Genomic DNA, 17,315 nt, shown 5'->3' with positions numbered 1-17,315 from the left:
ACCGCACGACGTTACCCGCCGGACCGGCCCGCCGCGCAGCGGCGCGACGCCCGCGACCGCGCCGCACCCGGGTGCGACGACCGCGCGACGCAGCGTGCCGCGACGACCCGCGCGCGGGCCGCGGCTGGGGTAGCGTCCCGGGACCGTGGCGCGCGCGAGCAGCAGGGACCCCGGCGGCAGGGCCGCGGGCGGGACGGGGAGCCCCGCCGCCCAGCTGGAGAGCGCCCGCGGCGCGCGGCGCACCGAGCGCCTGCTCAACCTCGTCATCGCCCTGTCGGCCACCCGCCGCTGGCTGACCAAGGAGCAGATCCGCCAGGCCGTCCCGCAGTACGCCGACTGCGCCACGACGCTGGCCTTCGAGCGGATGTTCGAGCGGGACAAGGAGGACCTGCGCGAGCTGGGGGTGCCGCTGGAGACCGGCGGGGAGGACCCGCTGTTCGGCGACGAGGCCGGCTACCGCATCGACCGCGACGCCTTCGCCCTGCCGGACATCGTCTTCACCCCCGGTGAGCTGGCGGTCCTGTCGCTGGCCAGCCGCGTGTGGCAGCAGGCCAGCCTGGCCGGCCCGGCCACCCGGGCGCTGGTCAAGCTGCGCAGCCTGGGCGTGGAGCCGGACGACAGCTCCCTGGTGGGGGTGGAGCCGCGCGTGCGCACCAGCGAGCCGGCCTTCGACGCCCTGTACGCGGCCACCCGCGACCGCGCGCCGGTCAGCTTCACCTACCGCCGGGCCGGCGCCGAGCCGGCCCAGCGGCACGTCGAGCCGTGGGCCATCGTCAGCTGGCACGGGCGCTGGTACCTCGTCGGGCACGACCGCGACCGCGAGGACGTGCGCGTCTTCCGCCTGTCCCGGGTGGCCTCGGCGCCCCGGCGCATCGGCCGGCCCGGCTCCTACCGGGTGCCCGAGGACCTGGACCCGCGCGCGGTCGTGGCCGGCCGGGTCGGTGAGCGCACCACCCGCCCCGCGCGCCTGCTGGTGCGCCCCGGCGCCGGGCTGGCGCTGCGCCGGCGCGCCGCGCGCACCGAGGAGGCGGGGCGCGGCGCGGACGGGCGCCCGGACGGGATGGACGTGGTGGTCGTGGACGTGGCCGACGTGGAGGTGGCCGCCGACGAGGTCGCCGCCTACGGCGCCGACGTGGTCGTCCTGGACCCGCCGGAGCTGCGCGCGGCGGTCCTGCGGCGCCTGCGCGGGGCCGCGGGCCTGCGCGAGGACGGGGACACCGGCACCGGCGGGGACAGCGGCGCCGCCGAGGGCACCCGCACCGGCGAGGACACCGGGAGTGGCGAGCGGGCCGCCGGCGGCGGTGGCGAGCGCTCCGGCGCGGTCGGGCGGGCCTCGTGACCGGGCGCGCCTCCACCGAGCGGCTCTCGCGGCTGCTGGCGATGGTCCCCTACCTGCTGCGCCACCAGGGCATCCCCCTGGAGGAGGCGGCCGGGCACTTCGGCATCAGCACCGAGCAGCTCGTGCACGACCTGGAGCTGCTGTTCGTGTGCGGCACCCCCGGGCACCTGCCCGACGACCTCATCGACGCCCGCTGGGAGTCCGGGCGGGTGTACCTGTCCAACGCCGACCCGCTGGCGCGGCCCTCGCGGCTGGCCGTCGACGAGGCCGTCGCCCTGCTGGTGGGCCTGCGCACCCTGGCGCAGGTGCCGGGCCTGCACGACCGGGAGGCGCTGGACGGGGCCCTGGCCAAGCTCAGCCGCGCCGCGGGGGAGGCGGCCGGCGCCGCGGCCGCGGCCGCCTCGGCGGTGGCCGTGGACGTGCGCGTGGACGACCGCGACCCGCGCGGGCAGGAGGTCGCCGCGCGGGTCCTGGCCGCCGCCCAGACGGCGCTGCGGGAGAACCGGCGCCTGCACCTGCGCTACCTGGTGCCCAGCCGCGACGAGCGCACCGAGCGCGACGTGGACCCCATGCGCCTGGTCAGCGTCGAGGGCCGCTGGTACCTGGAGGGCTGGTGCCACCGCGCCGAGGGGGTGCGCCTGTTCCGGGTGGACCGGATCGAGGAGGCCGTGGTGCTGGACGCCGACGGCACCCCGCCCCCGCGGGCCGCCTCGCGCGACGTGGACGCCGACCTGTTCCGCCCCAGCCCCGACGACGTCGTGGTCACCCTCGACCTGGCCCCCCGCGCGGCGTGGGTGGCCGACTACTACCCGGTGGAGTCGGTCACCGAGCCCGGTGAGGACGCCTGGTCCGAGGCCGCCTCCCGGGTGCGGCTGCGCACCGCCGACACCCGCTGGGTGCGCCGGCTGCTGCTGCGGCTGGGCGCCGGCGCCCGCGTGGTGGACCCGCCGGAGCTGGCCGTGGACGTGCGCGAGGCCGCGGTGCGCGCGCTGGACGCCTACGCCCGCCACCAGCCCGGCGAGCAGCCCGGCGAGCGGCCCGGCTGAAGGCTCGGGGCACGTCCGGACCGGCGTTGTCAACCCCTCGCCGGAGCACCGTTCAAGGGATCGGCCGTCGGTGCCGAAGGAGTGTCATCGCCGCGCGGCAGGACGGCCGCCCGGCACGACGAGAGGTGCGCGACATGACCACGATCAAGGCTTCCTGCCCCTGCTGCGGCGACGTCGAGCTGACGCCCAAGCAGGTGCGTCTCGTGGTCTGCAGCGCCAAGGACCGCTCGTTCTACGCCTTCGACTGCCCCAAGTGCCGCGACGAGGTGCGCAAGCCCGCCGGCGAGGACGTCGTCGCGCTGCTGGTCTCCGGCGGCGTGGCCGTCGAGCGCTGGGTCATCCCCGCCGAGGCGCTGGAGGAGCACCGCGGCGGCGCCATCGCCTGGGACGACGTCCTCGACTTCGCCCTCGTGCTGGACTCCTGCGACGACCTGGCCGGCCTGGCCTCCCGCGGCGCCGGCGCCGCCCGCTGACCCGCGGGGCGGCGCTCGCCGCCGCCCCGGCCCACCGGTCCGCGCCACCGGTCCGGCCCACCGGTCCGCGCCACCGGTCCGGCCCACCGGTCCGCGCCACCGGTCCGCCCGCTCCCACCCCGTCCAGGCGGGGGCGGGCCGGCCGGTGCCCCGCGCCCGCCCGCCGGGCGCGTGGCGCGACGCACAGGCGCTGTTCACCTCCGGCTGCCCCGCGGCGGGACGGCGGGGACGTACCATGGCGGTGCACCGTCCCCCCTCGAGAGGTTGAGCACCATGGGCGCACTGAAGCCCTGGCACATCCTTGTGCTTGTCGTCGTCATGCTCCTGCTGTTCGGCGCCAAGCGCCTGCCCGACGCCGCCCGCGGCCTCGGTCGCTCGCTGCGCATCTTCAAGAGCGAGGTCAAGGAGATGCAGCGCGAGGACGAGGAGGAGGCCACCGCCAAGGAGACGAAGACGATCCGCGGCACCTCCATCGACGACGTCCGCGACGAGCCCCGCTCCGGCGTGCGCACCGACGCGTCCCGGGTCAACGGCTCGTCCCACGACGAGACGTCGACCGTCCGCGACCGCTGATCCGTCCCGCGAGGTCCTGACGTGGCTGTCACGACGTTCCGCCGTGGGCGCGCGCCCAAGGACCCCGAGGGGCGCATGCCCCTGCGCGAGCACCTGGAGGAGCTGCGCAAGCGGCTCTTCCGGGCCGCGCTGTTCATCGTCGTCGGCGCGGCCGCCGGCTGGTGGCTGTGGCCCAACGTGGTGCTCCCCACCCTGGAGAGCCCCTTCGACTCCATCGGCGACGGCGGCGGGCTGAACTTCGCCGGCGCGGTCAGCCCCCTGGACATCCAGGTCAAGGGCGCCCTGTGGGTGGGCCTGATCGTGTCCAGCCCCGTCTGGATCTACCAGCTGTGGGCCTTCGTCACCCCCGGCCTGACGCGGCGCGAGCGCACGTGGGCGATCGGCTTCGTCAGCGCCGGGGTTCCGCTGTTCCTGGCCGGGATGGCGCTGGCCTGGTACATCCTGCCCACGACGATGGGGCTGATCACCCAGTTCACGCCCGACGACGCGTACAACTTCATCGACGCGCCGAGCTACCTGTCGTTCGTGATGCGCCTGCTGCTGGCGTTCGGCATCGCGTTCCTCGTGCCGGTCGTGCTGGTGGCGCTGAACTTCGCCGGTCTGCTGTCCGGCGGGGCGGTGCTGAAGCAGTGGCGCATCACCGTCTTCCTCTGCTTCCTCTTCTCGGCGGTCTTCACGCCGACCCCGGACGCCCTGACGATGATCGTCATGGCGATGCCGATGATCTTCCTGTTCGCGGTGGCCACGACCATTTGCGTCCTGAACGACAAGCGGCGCCGTCGCCGCGACGGCGCGCCGGAGCTGGAGCGCCTGTCCGACGACGAGGCCAGCCCCCTCTGAGCCCCGTGGACCCGCACCGGCCGGACGGCGGGCAGCCCCTGCGCGCAGGACCGGTGGGGCTGCTGGTCAACCCGACCGCCGGGCGCGGCGCCGGCCGCGAGGCCGGCCGCCGCGCGCTGGCGGCCCTGCGGCGCCTGGGCCACGACGTGGAGGACCTGTCCGGCCGCGACGTCGCCGAGGCCCGCGAGCGGCTGGCCCGGCGCGCGCCGGACCTGGCCGCCGTCGTGGTCGTCGGCGGGGACGGGCTCGTGCACGCCGCGGTGCAGGCCGTCGCCGGCACCCGGACCGCCCTGGGCGTGGTGCCCGCCGGCACGGGCAACGACCTGGCCCGCGGCCTGGGCGTGCCCCTGCGCCAGCCGGTGCGGGCCGTGGAGCGCCTCTCGGAGGCCCTGGCGGGCGGGCGTGCCCGCGCCGTGGACGCCGTGCACGTCTCCCCTGGCGAGCCCGCTGACCCCGCCGGTGCCCCCGGCGGTCCCCGGTCCGGTCGCTGGTTCGCCAGCATCCTGGGCGCCGGCGTGGACGCGCGCGTCAACGCCCGCGCCAACCGCTGGCGCTGGCCGACCGGGCCCTCGCGCTACACGCTGGCCGCGCTGCGCGAGCTGGCCGTGGTGCGGCCGGTGGGGCTGCGGATCGTCCTCGAGGGCGTGCCCGGTGAGCCCGGGGACGGGGTGCGGGTGCTGGAGCGGCCGACGCTGCTGGTGGCCGTGGCCAACACCCGCTGCTACGGCGGGGGGCTGCTGATGGCCCCGCACGCCGACCCCGCCGACGGGCTGCTGGACGTCGTGGTGATCGACGCGCTGAGCCCGCTCGCGGCCCTGACGGTCTTCCCGCTGCTGCGCTCGGGCCGGCACCTGCGCCACCCGGCCGTGCACGTGCACCGCGCCCGCCGCGTGCACCTGGCGCCGCTGCCGGGCGCGAGCGTCCCGCACCCGCACGCCGACGGGGAGGCGGCGCTGCCGCTGCCGCTGACGTGCACCGCGCACCCGGGGGCGCTGCGCGTGCTGGGCTGAGGACCACGGCGGACGTCCGTGGCGCGGGCGTCGCCTGCGCGGGGGTGGGTGCTCTGACGTACTGTCACGGCATGGCGAGCCCTGCCGAACGCTACGCGGCGGCGCGCCGCCGCACCGAGGAGTCCCGCACCGAGCTGGCGGCCTTCACGGCCACCGTCGGCTTCGACCTGGACCCCTTCCAGGTGCAGGCCTGCCGGGCGCTGGAGGCCGGGCGCGGGGTGCTGGTGGCCGCCCCGACGGGCGCGGGCAAGACCGTGGTGGGCGAGTTCGCCGTCCACCTGGCGCTGCGCACGGGCCGCAAGGCGTTCTACACCACCCCCATCAAGGCGCTGAGCAACCAGAAGTACGCCGAGCTGGTCGAGCGGCACGGTCCCGGCGCGGTGGGCCTGCTGACCGGGGACAACTCCGTCAACGGCGAGGCCCCCGTGGTCGTCATGACCACCGAGGTGCTGCGCAACATGCTCTACGCCGGCTCCCCGCTGCTGGACGGCCTGGGCTACGTCGTCATGGACGAGGTGCACTACCTCGCCGACCGCTTCCGCGGCGCCGTGTGGGAGGAGGTGATCATCCACCTGCCCCGCGAGGTGCTGCTGGCCTCGCTGTCGGCGACCGTCAGCAACGCCGAGGAGTTCGGCGCGTGGCTGGGCACCGTGCGCGGGGACACCGAGGTCGTCGTCTCCGAGCACCGCCCGGTGCCGCTGTGGCAGCACCTGATGGTCGGCACCCGCCTGTACGACCTGTTCACCGACCCGGCCGGCGACCCGCTGGAGGGCGATGAGGGCTCCCTGGTGCCCGGGGCGGTGGTCAACCCCGAGCTGGTGGCGATGTCCCGCCAGCAGCTGCGGGTGGACCGGCTGGCCGGTGCGCCCGGCCGCGGGCGCCGCCGCGGCGCGCCGGCGCCCCGCAGCACCTCGCGCACCGCCTCGCGCCAGGGCGCGCGCCCGGGCGGGCTGGCCGGCCCCTCGGGGCGGGCGGTGCCGCGCCCGGCCAGCCGCGCGCAGGTGCTGGAGGTCCTGGACGCCGGCGGCCTGCTGCCGGCCATCACCTTCATCTTCAGCCGCGCCGGCTGCGACGCGGCCGTGGCCCAGTGCGTGGCGTGGGGGCTGCGCCTGACCACCCCGGAGGAGGGGCGGCGGGTGCGGGCGCTGGCCGAGGAGCGCTGCGCGGACATCCCCTCCTCCGACCTGGCCGTGCTGGGCTACTGGGAGTGGCTGGACGGCCTGGAGCGCGGTCTGGCCGCCCACCACGCCGGGATGCTGCCGGTGTTCAAGGAGACGGTGGAGCACCTGTTCGCCGCCGGGCTGGTCAAGGCGGTCTTCGCCACCGAGACCCTGGCGCTGGGGGTGAACATGCCGGCCCGCTCGGTGGTCCTGGAGCGGCTGGTGAAGTGGAACGGGCAGACCCACGTCGACGTCACGCCGGGGGAGTACACCCAGCTGACCGGGCGCGCCGGCCGGCGCGGCATCGACGTGGAGGGCCACGCCGTCGTGCTGTGGGGGCAGGGCACCGACCCCGAGCAGGTCGCCGGGCTGGCCTCGCGGCGCACCTTCCCGCTGCGCTCGAGCTTCCGGCCCACCTACAACATGGCCGTCAACCTCGTCGAGCAGGTCGGCCGGGGGCAGGCCCGCGACATCCTGGAGACCTCCTTCGCGCAGTTCCAGGCCGACCGCGCCGTCGTCGGGCAGGCCCAGCGCATCCGCGTGCAGCAGGAGGCGCTGGAGGGCTACCGGCGCTCGATGACGTGCCACCTGGGCGACTTCGGCGAGTACTTCGCCCTGCGCCAGCAGCTGGGGCAGCGGGAGAAGGAGCTGTCGCGGGTGGGCGCCGCCCAGCGGCGCGCCGAGGCCGCGCGCTCGATCGAGAAGCTGCGCACCGGGGACGTGGTGCGCCTGCCCAGCCCCCGCCGGGCCGCGTTCGGCGTCGTCCTGGACCTGGTGGAGGGCAAGGGCTTCGACCCGCCCTCGCCGCGGCTGCTGACCCAGGACCGGCAGGTGCGCACCGTCTCCGCGCACGACTTCCCCGGCGCGGTCGAGCCGATCGCCACGGTGCGGGTGCCCCGCGACTTCAACCACCGCAGCCCCCAGGCGCGCCGCGACCTGGCCTCCACGCTGCGCAACAAGCTGGCCGAGACCGGCGGCGGGGACGTGCCGCGCCGGCGCACCGGCGGCCCGGCCGAGGAGGACCCGCAGCTGGTCCAGCTGCGCGAGCGGCTGCGCGCGCACCCGTGCCACGGGTGCGCCGAGCGCGAGGAGCACGCCCGCTGGGCGGTGCGCGAGGAGAAGCTGCGCCGCGACACCGAGGCCCTGGCCCGCTCGGTGGAGGGGCGCACCGGCACCATCGCCCGCACCTTCGACCGGGTGTGCGACCTGCTGGCCGAGCTGGGCTACCTGGACGCCGACGGCACGCGCGTCAGCGACGCCGGGCGGGTCCTGCGCGGCATCAACGCCGAGACGGACCTGCTGGTGGCCCAGTGCCTGCGGCACGGGGCGTGGGCGGGGCTGGGGCCGGCGGACCTGGCCGCGGCCGTGTCCACCCTCGTGCACGAGTCGCGCCGCGAGGAAGCCGGGCGCGCCGAGCGGGTGCCGCACCGCGCCGAGGCGGCCGTGGCGGCCACCGTGCGGCTGTGGAGCGACCTGACCGACCGCGAGGACGCCCACCGCGTGCCGCAGACCCGCGAACCGGACGCCGGGATCGCCTGGGCGGTGCACCGCTGGGCCTCCGGCGACCGCCTGGACGCGGTGCTGCGCGACGCCGACCTGGCCGCCGGGGACTTCGTGCGCCGCTGCAAGCAGCTGACGGACCTGCTGGACCAGGTGCGCGCCGCGGCGGACGACCCGCAGGTGCGCCGCGCCGCCCGCGAGGCCGTGGAGGCGGTGCACCGCGGCGTCGTGGCGCACACCTCGCTGACCTGAGCCGGGCGGTGCCTCAGGGGGTGCCTCAGGGGGCGCCTCAGGGGGTGCGGGCGCGCTCCAGCGCGGCCAGCACCCGCTGCACGCTGCCGCCCAGGCCCCAGCGCTCCGTCAGCTCCGCCAGGGCGCCGGGGTCGGCCGGCGCCGCGGGCAGGGCCCCGTCCACCTCGGGCACGGGCGCCCCGCGCACCGTGCGCACCACCACGGGTGCGGCGTCCAGGTACGCGGCGGCCTCCAGCAGCCGGCGCCGCTGCCCGGCCGGCAGGTCGCTGGACGGGTCGGCGGCGGCCGCGCGCACCCCGGCCAGGTCCCCGAACCGCGCCAGCAGCGCCGCGGCGGTCTTCTGCCCGATTCCCGCCACGCCCGGCAGCCCGTCGGAGGGGTCCCCGCGCAGCGCGGCCAGGTCGGCGTACCCGCGCCCGTCCACCCCGTAGCGCTCCCGCAGCCACGCCTCGTCGACCCGCTCGGCGCGGCGCACCCCCTTGCCGACGTACAGGACGCCGACCCCGGCGCGGTCGTCGACGAGCTGGAACAGGTCCCGGTCGCCGGTGACCACCAGCACCGGCCCGCGCCCGCCGGCGGCCACGGCGCGCGCGGCCAGGGTCGCGGCCACGTCGTCGGCCTCGTGCCCGGCGGCCCCGGCGCGCGCCAGCCCGAGCGCGGCCAGCACCCGCACGATGACGTCGACCTGCGGCACGAGCTGCGGCGGGGTGTCCTCGGCGCCGTCGGCGCCCACCCGGTGCGCCTTGTAGGAGGGCAGGGCCGCCACCCGGAACGCCGGGCGCCAGTCCTCGTCCCAGCAGGCCACCAGCCGCGCCGGCCGGTGGACGTCCACGAGCAGGGCGACGGCGTCCAGGAAGCCGCGCACGGCGTTGACGGGGGTCCCGTCCGGGGCGGTCAGGGAGCTCGGGACGCCGTGGAAGGCGCGGTAGTACAGCGAGGCCGCGTCCAGCAGCAGCACGGGCGCGCCTCCGGGCGGGCCGGGCGCCGCGCTCACCGCGGCACCCGCCCGGGGGAGGGCGGGCACGACGTGCGACTGCGCACCGGACACGACACAGGACCGATCTTCGCACCACCTCCCCACCGTTCGGGGGACCTCACCGCGCGGGGGGTGGCGCAGGCTGTGAGGGTGGACGTCAGGGACCACGCCCGCTGACGGCACACCGACGGAGGGGACCAGCAGTGCAGACCCAGGGACCGACCACGAGCACCAGCCGCCGCCCGCGCCGCCGGCTGGCGACCTTCACGATCGCCGGGGTGGCCGCGCTGTCCCTCGGCCTGGGCGCCTGCTCGGCGCAGGACGGCGGGGGCACCAGCGCCCCGTCGGCGACCTCCAGCGCCGCCACCGAGCGCACCGCGTTCGAGGTGGTGCGGGCGAGCGCGCAGCAGGGCCAGGAGGCCGGCAGCGCCCGCTTCGCGCTGAGCACGACGACGACCGCCACGGGCGAGGCCACCGGCGGGCAGGAGCAGACCTTCGACGTCTCCGGCGAGGGGTCCTTCGACGCCGAGGACGGCGCCGTGCAGATGTCGCTGACGCTGCCGGCGATGACCGGCGCGGCCGGCAGCACCGTCGAGCTGCGCCTCGTGGACGAGGTCGCCTACCTCAGCGGCGCGCCGCTGACCGGTGAGGGCCAGTGGGTGCGCCTGCCGCTGGACGCCCTGGGCGGCGCCGGCCTGGACACCGGCGCGGTCGACCCCTCCGCGCAGCTGCAGCAGCTGCGCGCCGTGGCCGACGACGTCACCGAGGTGCCGGGCGTGGAGGTGCGCGGGGTCCAGACCCGCGGCTACAGCGGCACGATCGACCCGCAGGCGGCGTTCGAGGCGCTGCCGCCGGAGCAGCAGACCGAGGAGGCGCGCCAGGCGCTGACCGAGTCGGGCCTGACCGCGATCCCGTTCACCCTGTACGTGGACGAGCAGGACCGCCCGGCGCGCATCGTGCAGGAGGTCGACGTCCAGGGCGTCAGCTCCAGCGTGACGATGGACTTCTGGGACTGGGGCAGCGACGTGGAGGTCGAGGCGCCGGAGGCGGGCAGCGTCGTGGACGCCCCCGGCTTCCCGGGCGCGGGTGCCGAGGCGCCGGCCGGGGCCCCCGCGGGCGCCTGACCGCGGCAGCACCACCAGCACCTCCAGCAGCAGCACCAGCAGCACCACGAGCGGGCGGGGACGGGGTGCGGGGCGGGCGGCCGTGCGGCGACGGGTGCCCGGGTGCCCGGGTGCGCGCCGGTGCCCGCCGCCTAGGGTGCGCTCGTGCCCGACGCGCCCGCGCCCGCCCGCCGCCTGTACCGCGGCGGCGCGGTCTACAGCCCCGCCGACCCCTTCGCCACGGCGATGCTCGTGGAGGGTTCGACGATCGCCTGGGTCGGTCCGGACGAGGCCGCGCCCGCCTGGACCCGCGGGGGCGACGAGGTCGTCGACCTGGACGGGGCCCTGGTCGTCCCGGCGTTCGTCGACGCCCACGTGCACACCACCGAGACGGGCCTGCAGCGCACCGGCCTGGACCTGAGCGGCACCAGCGGTCCCGCCGCGCTGCTGGACGCGGTGGCCGCCCACGCGCGCCGCCAGCGCGCCCGCTACGGGGCCGGCGCGCTGGTCACCGGCTTCGGCTGGGACGACTCGGCCTGGGACACCGGGCCTCAGGGGGAGCGGGGGGAGCGGGGGGAGCGGGGGGAGCGGGGGGAGCAGGCGCGGCTGCCGACGCGCGCGCAGCTGGAGCGGGCCGCCGACGGCGCCCCGGTGCAGCTCTCGCGCGTGGACGGGCACTCCGGGCTGGTCTCCCCGGCGCTGGCGGCCGCCGCGGGCCTGCCCGCCCGCGAGGAGGCGCTGGTGCGCCTGGGTGAGCACGCCGCGGCCCTGCGGGCCCGCTGGGCGGCGCTGCCGGCCGCGGCGGCCGCCGACGCGCGCCGGGCCGCCCTGCGCGCCGCGGCCGCCGCCGGCACCGGCACCGTGCACGAGATGTCCGGGCCCGAGTTCGCCCCCGCGGGCGACCTGGCCGCCCTGGCGGCGCTCGCCGGGCCGGGCACCGCCGACGAGCGCGCCGCCGGCCGCGAGGCCCTGCCGCGCGTGGTGGGCTGGTCGGCGCAGCTGGTGGCCGACCCGGACGCCGCGGCCGCCGCGGTTGCCGCCCTGCGCGCCGAGGGCGTGGACGTCGGCGGCCTCGGCGGGGACCTGAGCGTGGACGGGGCCATCGGCTCGCGCACGGCCGCCTTCCGCGCCGACTACGCCGACGCCCCCGGGGTGCGCGGGACTCTGCGCCTGAGCGCGGCGCAGGTGCGCGACCACCTGCACGCCTGCACCCGCGCCCGGGTGAGCGCGGCGTTCCACGCCATCGGCGACGCCGCCCTGGACGTGCTGTGCGCGGCGCTGGAGGAGGTGGCCGCCGACCTGGGCGCGCCGGCGGTGGCCTCGTGCGGGCACCGGGTGGAGCACGCGGTGGCCGCCGACACCGGCCACACCGCGGTGCTGGCCCGCCTGGGCGTGGGCGCCAGCGTCCAGCCGGCCTTCGACGCCGTCTGGGGCGGGCCGCAGGGCACCTACGCGCGCCGGCTGGGCCCGGCCCGCGCCGCCGGGCTGCACCCCTTCGCCGCCCTGGCCGCCGCGGGGGTGCCGCTGGCGCTGGGCTCGGACAGCCCGGTCACCCCCCTGGACGGCTGGGCCGGGGTGCGCGCCGCGGCCCTGCACCGCACCGGCGGGCACGGAATCTCGGTGCGCGCGGCGTTCCTGGCCGCCACCCGCGGCGGGCACCGCCTGGCCGGCCTGGCGCGCGCCGGCGGCGGGGCGGGCGAGGGCGGGGTGCTGCGCCCCGGCGCCCCGGCCACCTACGCGGTGTGGCGGACCGGTGACCTCGTCGTGCAGGCCCCCGACCGGCGCGTGTCCACCTGGAGCACCGACCCCCGCTCGGGCACCCCGGGCCTGCCCGACCTGGCGCCCGGGGCGCCGCTGCCGGTGTGCCTGCGCACCGCCGTGGACGGGGTGCTCGTGCACGACGCGCTGGGCGCCGACGGCTCCCCCGCGGCCCCGCACGGGTGAGTTCTCTCACCTGCGGGTGACCGCCCGGTGACCGGCTGTCGACCCTCTTCTAGAGCCCGACACGCCGCGCGACACGCCGGGAACGGTGTCCGCGGGGCACGGATGCACCCGTCCCCGACCCCCCGCTGACCAGCGACGACGCGCGAAAGCGCAGGTCAGGGGCCGGTTGACAGCGCCGGGGGGCGGAGTAGTTTCGCAGCCGGTCCACGAACGACGAGACCGGCCGAGCCCTCCGGTCCCGCCAGCGGCGTCGCAGCCGCACCACCTGCGACGCCGGGCGGGGTCACCGGCCGGGTGTGGGCGAGGTCGGGTCCGCACGTCCTTTAGACAACGACGTGCACCTCGGAGCCACCGGGGTGTGCGACGGACCGAGGGGCGTGTCGGACCCGACCTGCAACCCGCACCGCGCGCTGCCGCGCTCGTCCCTGCGCTCCCGCGGTCGAACCCCGAGCCGCCCTCCCGCCCACCCGCGCCCGGGCCACGGGCCCGCACGGCGGCACGTACGCTGCGCTGGTGCGTCCCGTCCCGCCCGCCCCGCTGCCGCTGCCCGCCGCCGGGCCGCTCGCCGTCGCGGGGGGCCTGGCCGTCTGGAGCGCCTTCCCCGGCGCGCTGCCCTCTCTGGCCGGCGGCGCCGGGCTGTGGTGGGCCGCCCCGCTGGGGGTGGCGGCCCTGACCGTGGCCACCCACGGCGCCCGCGCCCGCCGCGGCGCCCTGCTGGGCCTGCTGTTCGGGTGGGCCTTCCTCGTGCCGCACCTGGCCTGGAGCGGCACCTACGTCGGCGTCCTGCCGTGGGCGGCCCTGGCGACCGCCTGCGCCGCCTTCTACGCCGCCCTGGGCGCCCTCCTGCCCCGCCTGCAGCGCGCCCGCCTGCACCTGGGCCCCCTGGCCGTCACCGCCGCCTGGGTGGCCGTGGAGGCCGCCCGCGCCCGCGTGCCGTGGGGCGGCTTCCCCTGGGGGCGCCTGGCGTTCTCCCAGACCGACGCGCCCACCCTGGGCCTGGCCGCCCTGGGCGGCAGCCCCCTGGTCACCGCCGCCGTCGCCGCCGCCGGCGCCCTGCTGGCCGCCGCCGTCCTGGCCCTGCTGCGCCACCCCGCCCCCGCCGGCAGCCCCCGCCCCGTGCCCCGCGCCCGCCCGGCGGCCCTCGCGCTGGTCCTGGCGCTCGCCGTGACCGCCGCCGGGGCGCTGGTGCCGCGGCCCACCGCCGCCGAGGAGGGCACCCGCCGGGTCGCCGCGGTGCAGGGCAACGTGCCGCAGGCCGGGCTGGAGTTCAACGCCGAGCGGCGCGCGGTGCTGGACAACCACGCCGGCGCCACCCGCGCCCTGGCCCGCGCCGTGGACGAGGGCGCCGCCCAGCGGCCGGACATGGTGCTGTGGCCGGAGAACTCCAGCGACATCGACCCCTACGCCAACGACGACGCCCGCCGCGTCATCGAGCAGGCCGCCGACGCCGTCGGCGCCCCCGTCCTCGTCGGCGCCGTCCTGCGCGGGCCGGGGGAGCAGACCTCCAACACCGGCCTGGTCGTCGTGCCCGGCGAGGGCCTGGACGCGGCCACCGACGAGGCCGGGCGCCGCTACGTCAAGCAGCGCCCCGCGCCGTTCGCCGAGTGGATGCCGCACCGCTCCTTCTTCCGCCTCTTCAGCGACAAGGTCGACCTCGCGGGCAACTTCGTCCACGGGCAGGGCGTCGGCCTGGTCGACGTCGGCGGCGTCCCCGTCGGCGACGTCATCTGCTTCGAGGTCGCCTTCGACGACCTCGTGCGCGACTCCGTGCGCGCCGGCGCCCAGCTGCTGGTGGTGCAGACCAACAACGCCACCTTCGGCTTCTCCGACGAAGCCGTGCAGCAGCTGGCCATGTCCCGGCTGCGGGCCGTGGAGAGCGGGCGCGCCGTCGTGCACGTGTCCACCGTCGGCGTCAGCGCGCTCATCACGCCCGACGGCGCCGTCCACCAGCGCACCGAGCTGTTCACCGCCGCCGTCCTGCAGGACGACGTGGTGCTGCGCTCCAGCACCACGCTCGCCACCCGCCTCGGCGCCGCCCCCGAGCTCGCCCTCAGCGGCCTGGGCGTGCTGCTGTGGCTGACCGCCCGCCCCGGTGCCCGCGGGCGCTCGCGCCGCGGGGGTGCCACCCCGCCGGCGCGCGCGGCCGCCGACAGCCCCGTGCCCGCCTGAGCGCTCCCGCCCCGCCCGCCGGCTTCGGCTCCGGGCGCTCGCGGGCGCTCGCGGGCGCTCGCGGGCGCCCGGCGGGATCCCCGCGCGCCGCTCGCGCGTTGGAGGAGGCAGCCGGTGCCGGCGAGCGGCCCGGCGGTGAGACGAGGAGTTGACCGGGAGTGATCGAGCAGTGAGCACCGCCTCCCACCCGCGGCCCGGGACCGGGACCGGGCCCCGCCTCGGGCGCGGCCCGCGCTGGCCGCGGGTGCTGCCCGTGGCGGTGCTGGCGCTGCTGGTGCTGGAGGTGTGGCTGCTGGTCCAGCTGGCCCGCGTCCTGGACGGCCTGGGCGTGCTGGTGGTCCTGCTGGGCGGGCTGCTGGCCGGGCTCCTGGTGCTGCGCCGCGCCGGTGGGCGGGCCGTGCGGGCGGTGCGCGCGGCGGCCGCGGCCGGGCGCGCGGCCCCCGCCGCGCAGGCCGAGCGCGGGGTGGGCGACGCGGTGCTGCTGGGGCTGGCGGGCGCGCTGCTGGTGCTGCCCGGCCCGCTGAGCACCGTGGCCGGTCTGCTCCTGCTCCTGCCGCCGGTGCGGGCGCTGGTGCGCCGCTCCAGCAGCGCGTGGGTGCAGCGGCGGGTCGAGCGCGCCGTGCGCGAGGGTTCCGCGGTCGTCGTCGTCGACGGGCAGGTCGTGCGCGGGGGTCCTGGTGGACCCGGGGGATCCGGTGGGCCTGGGGCGGCGGGTGCGCCCGCCGGTGCGCTGCGCGGGCGGGTGCTGGAGGGCGAGGTGCTGGAGGGCGAGGTGCTGGAGGGCGAGGTCGTCGACCCGCCCCGGCGCGAGCGCTGAGCCCGAAGCCCCGGCGTCCGGGGACGCGCGCCCGTGCGAGGCGCCCGCACGACGAGGGGGCCGGCCCACCGGGTGGTGGACCGGCCCCCTCGGGCGCTCCGGGTGTCCCGGGCGGCCCGGGTCAGGCGCTGCGCTTGATCAGCTCGCGGTTGCGCAGCAGCTCCAGGCGCTCGTCCAGGAGCACCTCCAGCTCGGCGATGGTGCGCCGCTCCAGGAGCATGTCCCAGTGGGTGCGCGCCGGCTTGCCGGCCTTCTTCTCCGGTGCCTCGGTGTCGGTGCGCAGGGCCTCGGCCCCGCACCGGCACTCCCACAGCGGCGGGACCTCGGCCTCGACCGACATGGGCACGACCACGGTGTGGCCGTTGGGGCACTGGTAGGTGACGCGTTGACGCTCGGCCAGCTCGACGCCGGACTCGCTCTCCAGGCTCGCCGCGCCGAGGCGGGACCCCCGCAGGTTGCGTTCGCTCATGGTGACCTCCCCACGTTCCCCCCGGTTGACGCTCCCGGGAGACCGGGACGAGGGGGACTGCTCTTGACAACGGTGCGCAGCAGGCCCCTGTTCCGCCAGCGGAGGCCGCGGAGTGTGGAGGTCGTGTGCGCAGGGGTGCCACCGGGTGACCGACGGTCACCCACGGCGTCACGCGGAGTGCTGGACCGCGCTGCCCGTGCCGTCGGGGTCGGAGGGCCCGTCGGCCGCGGCCCGCGCGTCGCGCGTCCCGGCGGCCACGTCGACCCGCCGCAGCAGCAGGGCCCCCACCACGAAGAAGGCCAGCAGCGCCACCAGCGCGGGCCGGTAGGAGCCGCTCAGCTGCGCCACCAGCCCGAACAGCAGCGTGCCCACCCAGCTCGTGCCCCGCTCCCCGGCCTGGTAGAGGCTGAAGTACTCCGCCTGCGCGCCCACCGGCACCAGCTGCGAGTACAGCGAGCGCGCCAGCGCCTGCGTGCCGCCCAGCACCAGCCCGATGAGCACCGCCAGCGCCAGCCACGTGCCGAACGCCCCGCGCGGCACCCCGAAGGCCAGCAGCACCACCACGCTCCACAGCACCAGACCGCCCAGCACCGCCCGCTGCGCGCCCGTGCGCGCGGCCACCGCCCCGAAGACCAGCGCCCCCGCGAACGCCACCCCCTGCACCAGCAGCACCGTGGTGATCAGCTGCGCGGAGGAGAAGCCCAGCTCCTCCTGCCCGTACACGCTGGCCGCGGCGATGACCGTCTGGATGCCGTCGTTGAACACCAGGTACGCCAGCAGGAAGCGCCACACCTGCGGGTAGCGGCGCAGCCCCCGCAACGTGCTCACCAGCTGCCGCACGGGCGCGACCACCACCGCCACCACCGCGGGCGCCGCACCCGCCCGCGCGTCCAGGGCGGTGCCGGCCACCACCGCGTCCGGTGCCCGCGCCCGCACCATCCGGCGCAGGCCCAGCACCGGCACCAGCGTGAACAGCGCCCACCACAGGCCCGCCGACAGCAGCGACAGGCGCACCGCGCCCTCCTCGCCCACCCGGAGCAGCTGCGGGTTCGACACCAGCGCCAGGTTCAGCGCCAGCAGCAGGAACCCGCCCAGGTAGCCCAGCGCCCACCCGCGCGAGGACGTCGCGTCCCGCCGCTCGGGCGGGGACACCTCGCACAGCAGCGCGTCGTAGACCACCAGCGAGCACACCAGGCTGACGGTGGCCACCAGCACCAGCAGGATCCCCAGCCACCAGCGGTCCCCGCCCAGCGCCACCATCGCGCTCGCGGCCGCCGCCCCCGTCCACGCGAAGGCGCCCAGCAGCCGCGCCGGGCGGCGCACCCGGTCGGCCAGCGCCCCCACCAGCGGCAGCACCAGCGCCGACAGCAGCGTCGCCACCGTGATCGCGTACAGGGCCAGCGAGCCGGGCGCCACCGGCAGCCCCAGCACCGACAGCGTCTGCCGGCACACCTGCCCGTCCGGCAACGACGGGCACGCCGCCCGGCGCGCCACCACCGTCAGGTACGGGGCGAACAGCACCGTCTGCGTGGTCGTCACGTAGCCGGAGTTGGCCCAGTCGTACACGTACCAGGCGCGCCGCTCGCGCCGCAGCGGGTCGTCCCCGCGCCCGCCCCGCCCGCCCCGCCCGCCCCGCCCGCCCCG

14 protein-coding genes are annotated in these 17,315 nt (G+C 78.1%); 11 read left to right on the top strand and 3 right to left on the bottom strand.

Annotated elements, in window-relative coordinates:
• Positions 1–145 precede the first annotated feature (145 nt).
• From AB8M62_RS06160 to AB8M62_RS06130, 7 genes are all read left to right on the top strand, one after another.
• A complete protein-coding gene (locus AB8M62_RS06160) occupies positions 146–1,339 on the top strand; it encodes a helix-turn-helix transcriptional regulator (RefSeq protein WP_369068971.1) in 1,194 nt (397 codons plus the stop codon).
• Positions 1,336–2,385, top strand: a complete 1,050-nt coding sequence (locus AB8M62_RS06155) for a helix-turn-helix transcriptional regulator (RefSeq protein WP_369068970.1) — start codon at positions 1,336–1,338, stop codon at positions 2,383–2,385. Before AB8M62_RS06160 ends, AB8M62_RS06155 begins: the two co-directional genes overlap by 4 nt.
• A 134-nt stretch (positions 2,386–2,519) precedes the next feature.
• Entirely contained in the window at positions 2,520–2,858 is a 339-nt protein-coding gene (locus AB8M62_RS06150; protein WP_369052112.1) for a hypothetical protein, read from the top strand.
• A 273-nt stretch (positions 2,859–3,131) separates the two neighbouring features.
• The gene (gene tatA, locus AB8M62_RS06145; RefSeq protein ID WP_369052111.1) at positions 3,132–3,431 is read left to right on the top strand and encodes a Sec-independent protein translocase subunit TatA; all 300 of its coding nucleotides are present in this window, start codon (positions 3,132–3,134) and stop codon (positions 3,429–3,431) included.
• Positions 3,432–3,452: 21 nt separating this feature from the next.
• Positions 3,453–4,271: a twin-arginine translocase subunit TatC gene (tatC, locus tag AB8M62_RS06140; protein ID WP_369068969.1), complete on the top strand. Its 819-nt coding sequence runs from the start codon at positions 3,453–3,455 to the stop codon at positions 4,269–4,271.
• A gap of 5 nt (positions 4,272–4,276) precedes the next feature.
• Positions 4,277–5,281 carry a diacylglycerol/lipid kinase family protein gene (locus tag AB8M62_RS06135; protein WP_369068968.1) on the top strand — a complete coding sequence of 335 codons (1,005 nt, stop codon included), beginning with the start codon at positions 4,277–4,279 and terminating at the stop codon, positions 5,279–5,281.
• Between the two features lie 71 nt (positions 5,282–5,352).
• Positions 5,353–8,193, top strand: coding sequence for a DEAD/DEAH box helicase (locus AB8M62_RS06130; protein WP_369052108.1), 2,841 nt, complete (start codon positions 5,353–5,355; stop codon positions 8,191–8,193).
• 37 nt (positions 8,194–8,230) lie between these two features.
• Here AB8M62_RS06130 and AB8M62_RS06125 read toward each other — a convergent pair whose 3' ends face one another.
• Positions 8,231–9,187, bottom strand: a complete 957-nt coding sequence (locus AB8M62_RS06125) for a 5'-3' exonuclease (RefSeq protein WP_369068967.1) — start codon at positions 9,185–9,187, stop codon at positions 8,231–8,233.
• Between the two features lie 185 nt (positions 9,188–9,372).
• On the opposite strand from AB8M62_RS06125, the gene AB8M62_RS06120 reads away from it, so the two are divergent.
• From AB8M62_RS06120 to AB8M62_RS06105, 4 genes are all read left to right on the top strand, one after another.
• Positions 9,373–10,293 (top strand): SCO4651 family lipoprotein, encoded by a 921-nt coding sequence (locus tag AB8M62_RS06120; protein ID WP_369068966.1) that lies wholly within the window; start codon positions 9,373–9,375, stop codon positions 10,291–10,293.
• A 144-nt stretch (positions 10,294–10,437) separates the two neighbouring features.
• Positions 10,438–12,216 carry an amidohydrolase gene (locus AB8M62_RS06115; protein WP_369068965.1) on the top strand — a complete coding sequence of 593 codons (1,779 nt, stop codon included), beginning with the start codon at positions 10,438–10,440 and terminating at the stop codon, positions 12,214–12,216.
• Positions 12,217–12,729: 513 nt separating this feature from the next.
• Positions 12,730–14,385, top strand: coding sequence for an apolipoprotein N-acyltransferase (gene lnt, locus AB8M62_RS06110; protein WP_369068964.1), 1,656 nt, complete (start codon positions 12,730–12,732; stop codon positions 14,383–14,385).
• Between the two features lie 169 nt (positions 14,386–14,554).
• The gene (locus AB8M62_RS06105; RefSeq protein ID WP_369068963.1) at positions 14,555–15,202 is read left to right on the top strand and encodes an FxsA family protein; all 648 of its coding nucleotides are present in this window, start codon (positions 14,555–14,557) and stop codon (positions 15,200–15,202) included.
• A gap of 121 nt (positions 15,203–15,323) precedes the next feature.
• Here the strand turns inward: AB8M62_RS06105 and AB8M62_RS06100 are convergent, their stop codons facing one another.
• Both AB8M62_RS06100 and AB8M62_RS06095 read right to left on the bottom strand, forming a co-directional pair.
• Positions 15,324–15,671, bottom strand: a complete 348-nt coding sequence (locus AB8M62_RS06100; RefSeq protein ID WP_369052102.1) for an RNA polymerase-binding protein RbpA — start codon at positions 15,669–15,671, stop codon at positions 15,324–15,326.
• A gap of 168 nt (positions 15,672–15,839) precedes the next feature.
• Positions 15,840–17,264, bottom strand: a complete 1,425-nt coding sequence (locus AB8M62_RS06095; RefSeq protein ID WP_369069016.1) for an MFS transporter — start codon at positions 17,262–17,264, stop codon at positions 15,840–15,842.
• Between the last annotated feature and the right edge of the window lie 51 nt (positions 17,265–17,315).

This window comes from Kineococcus terrestris (assembly GCF_041020755.1).
GTDB lineage: Bacteria > Actinomycetota > Actinomycetes > Actinomycetales > Kineococcaceae > Kineococcus > Kineococcus terrestris.
This window is presented reverse-complemented; position numbering and strand designations above follow the sequence as displayed.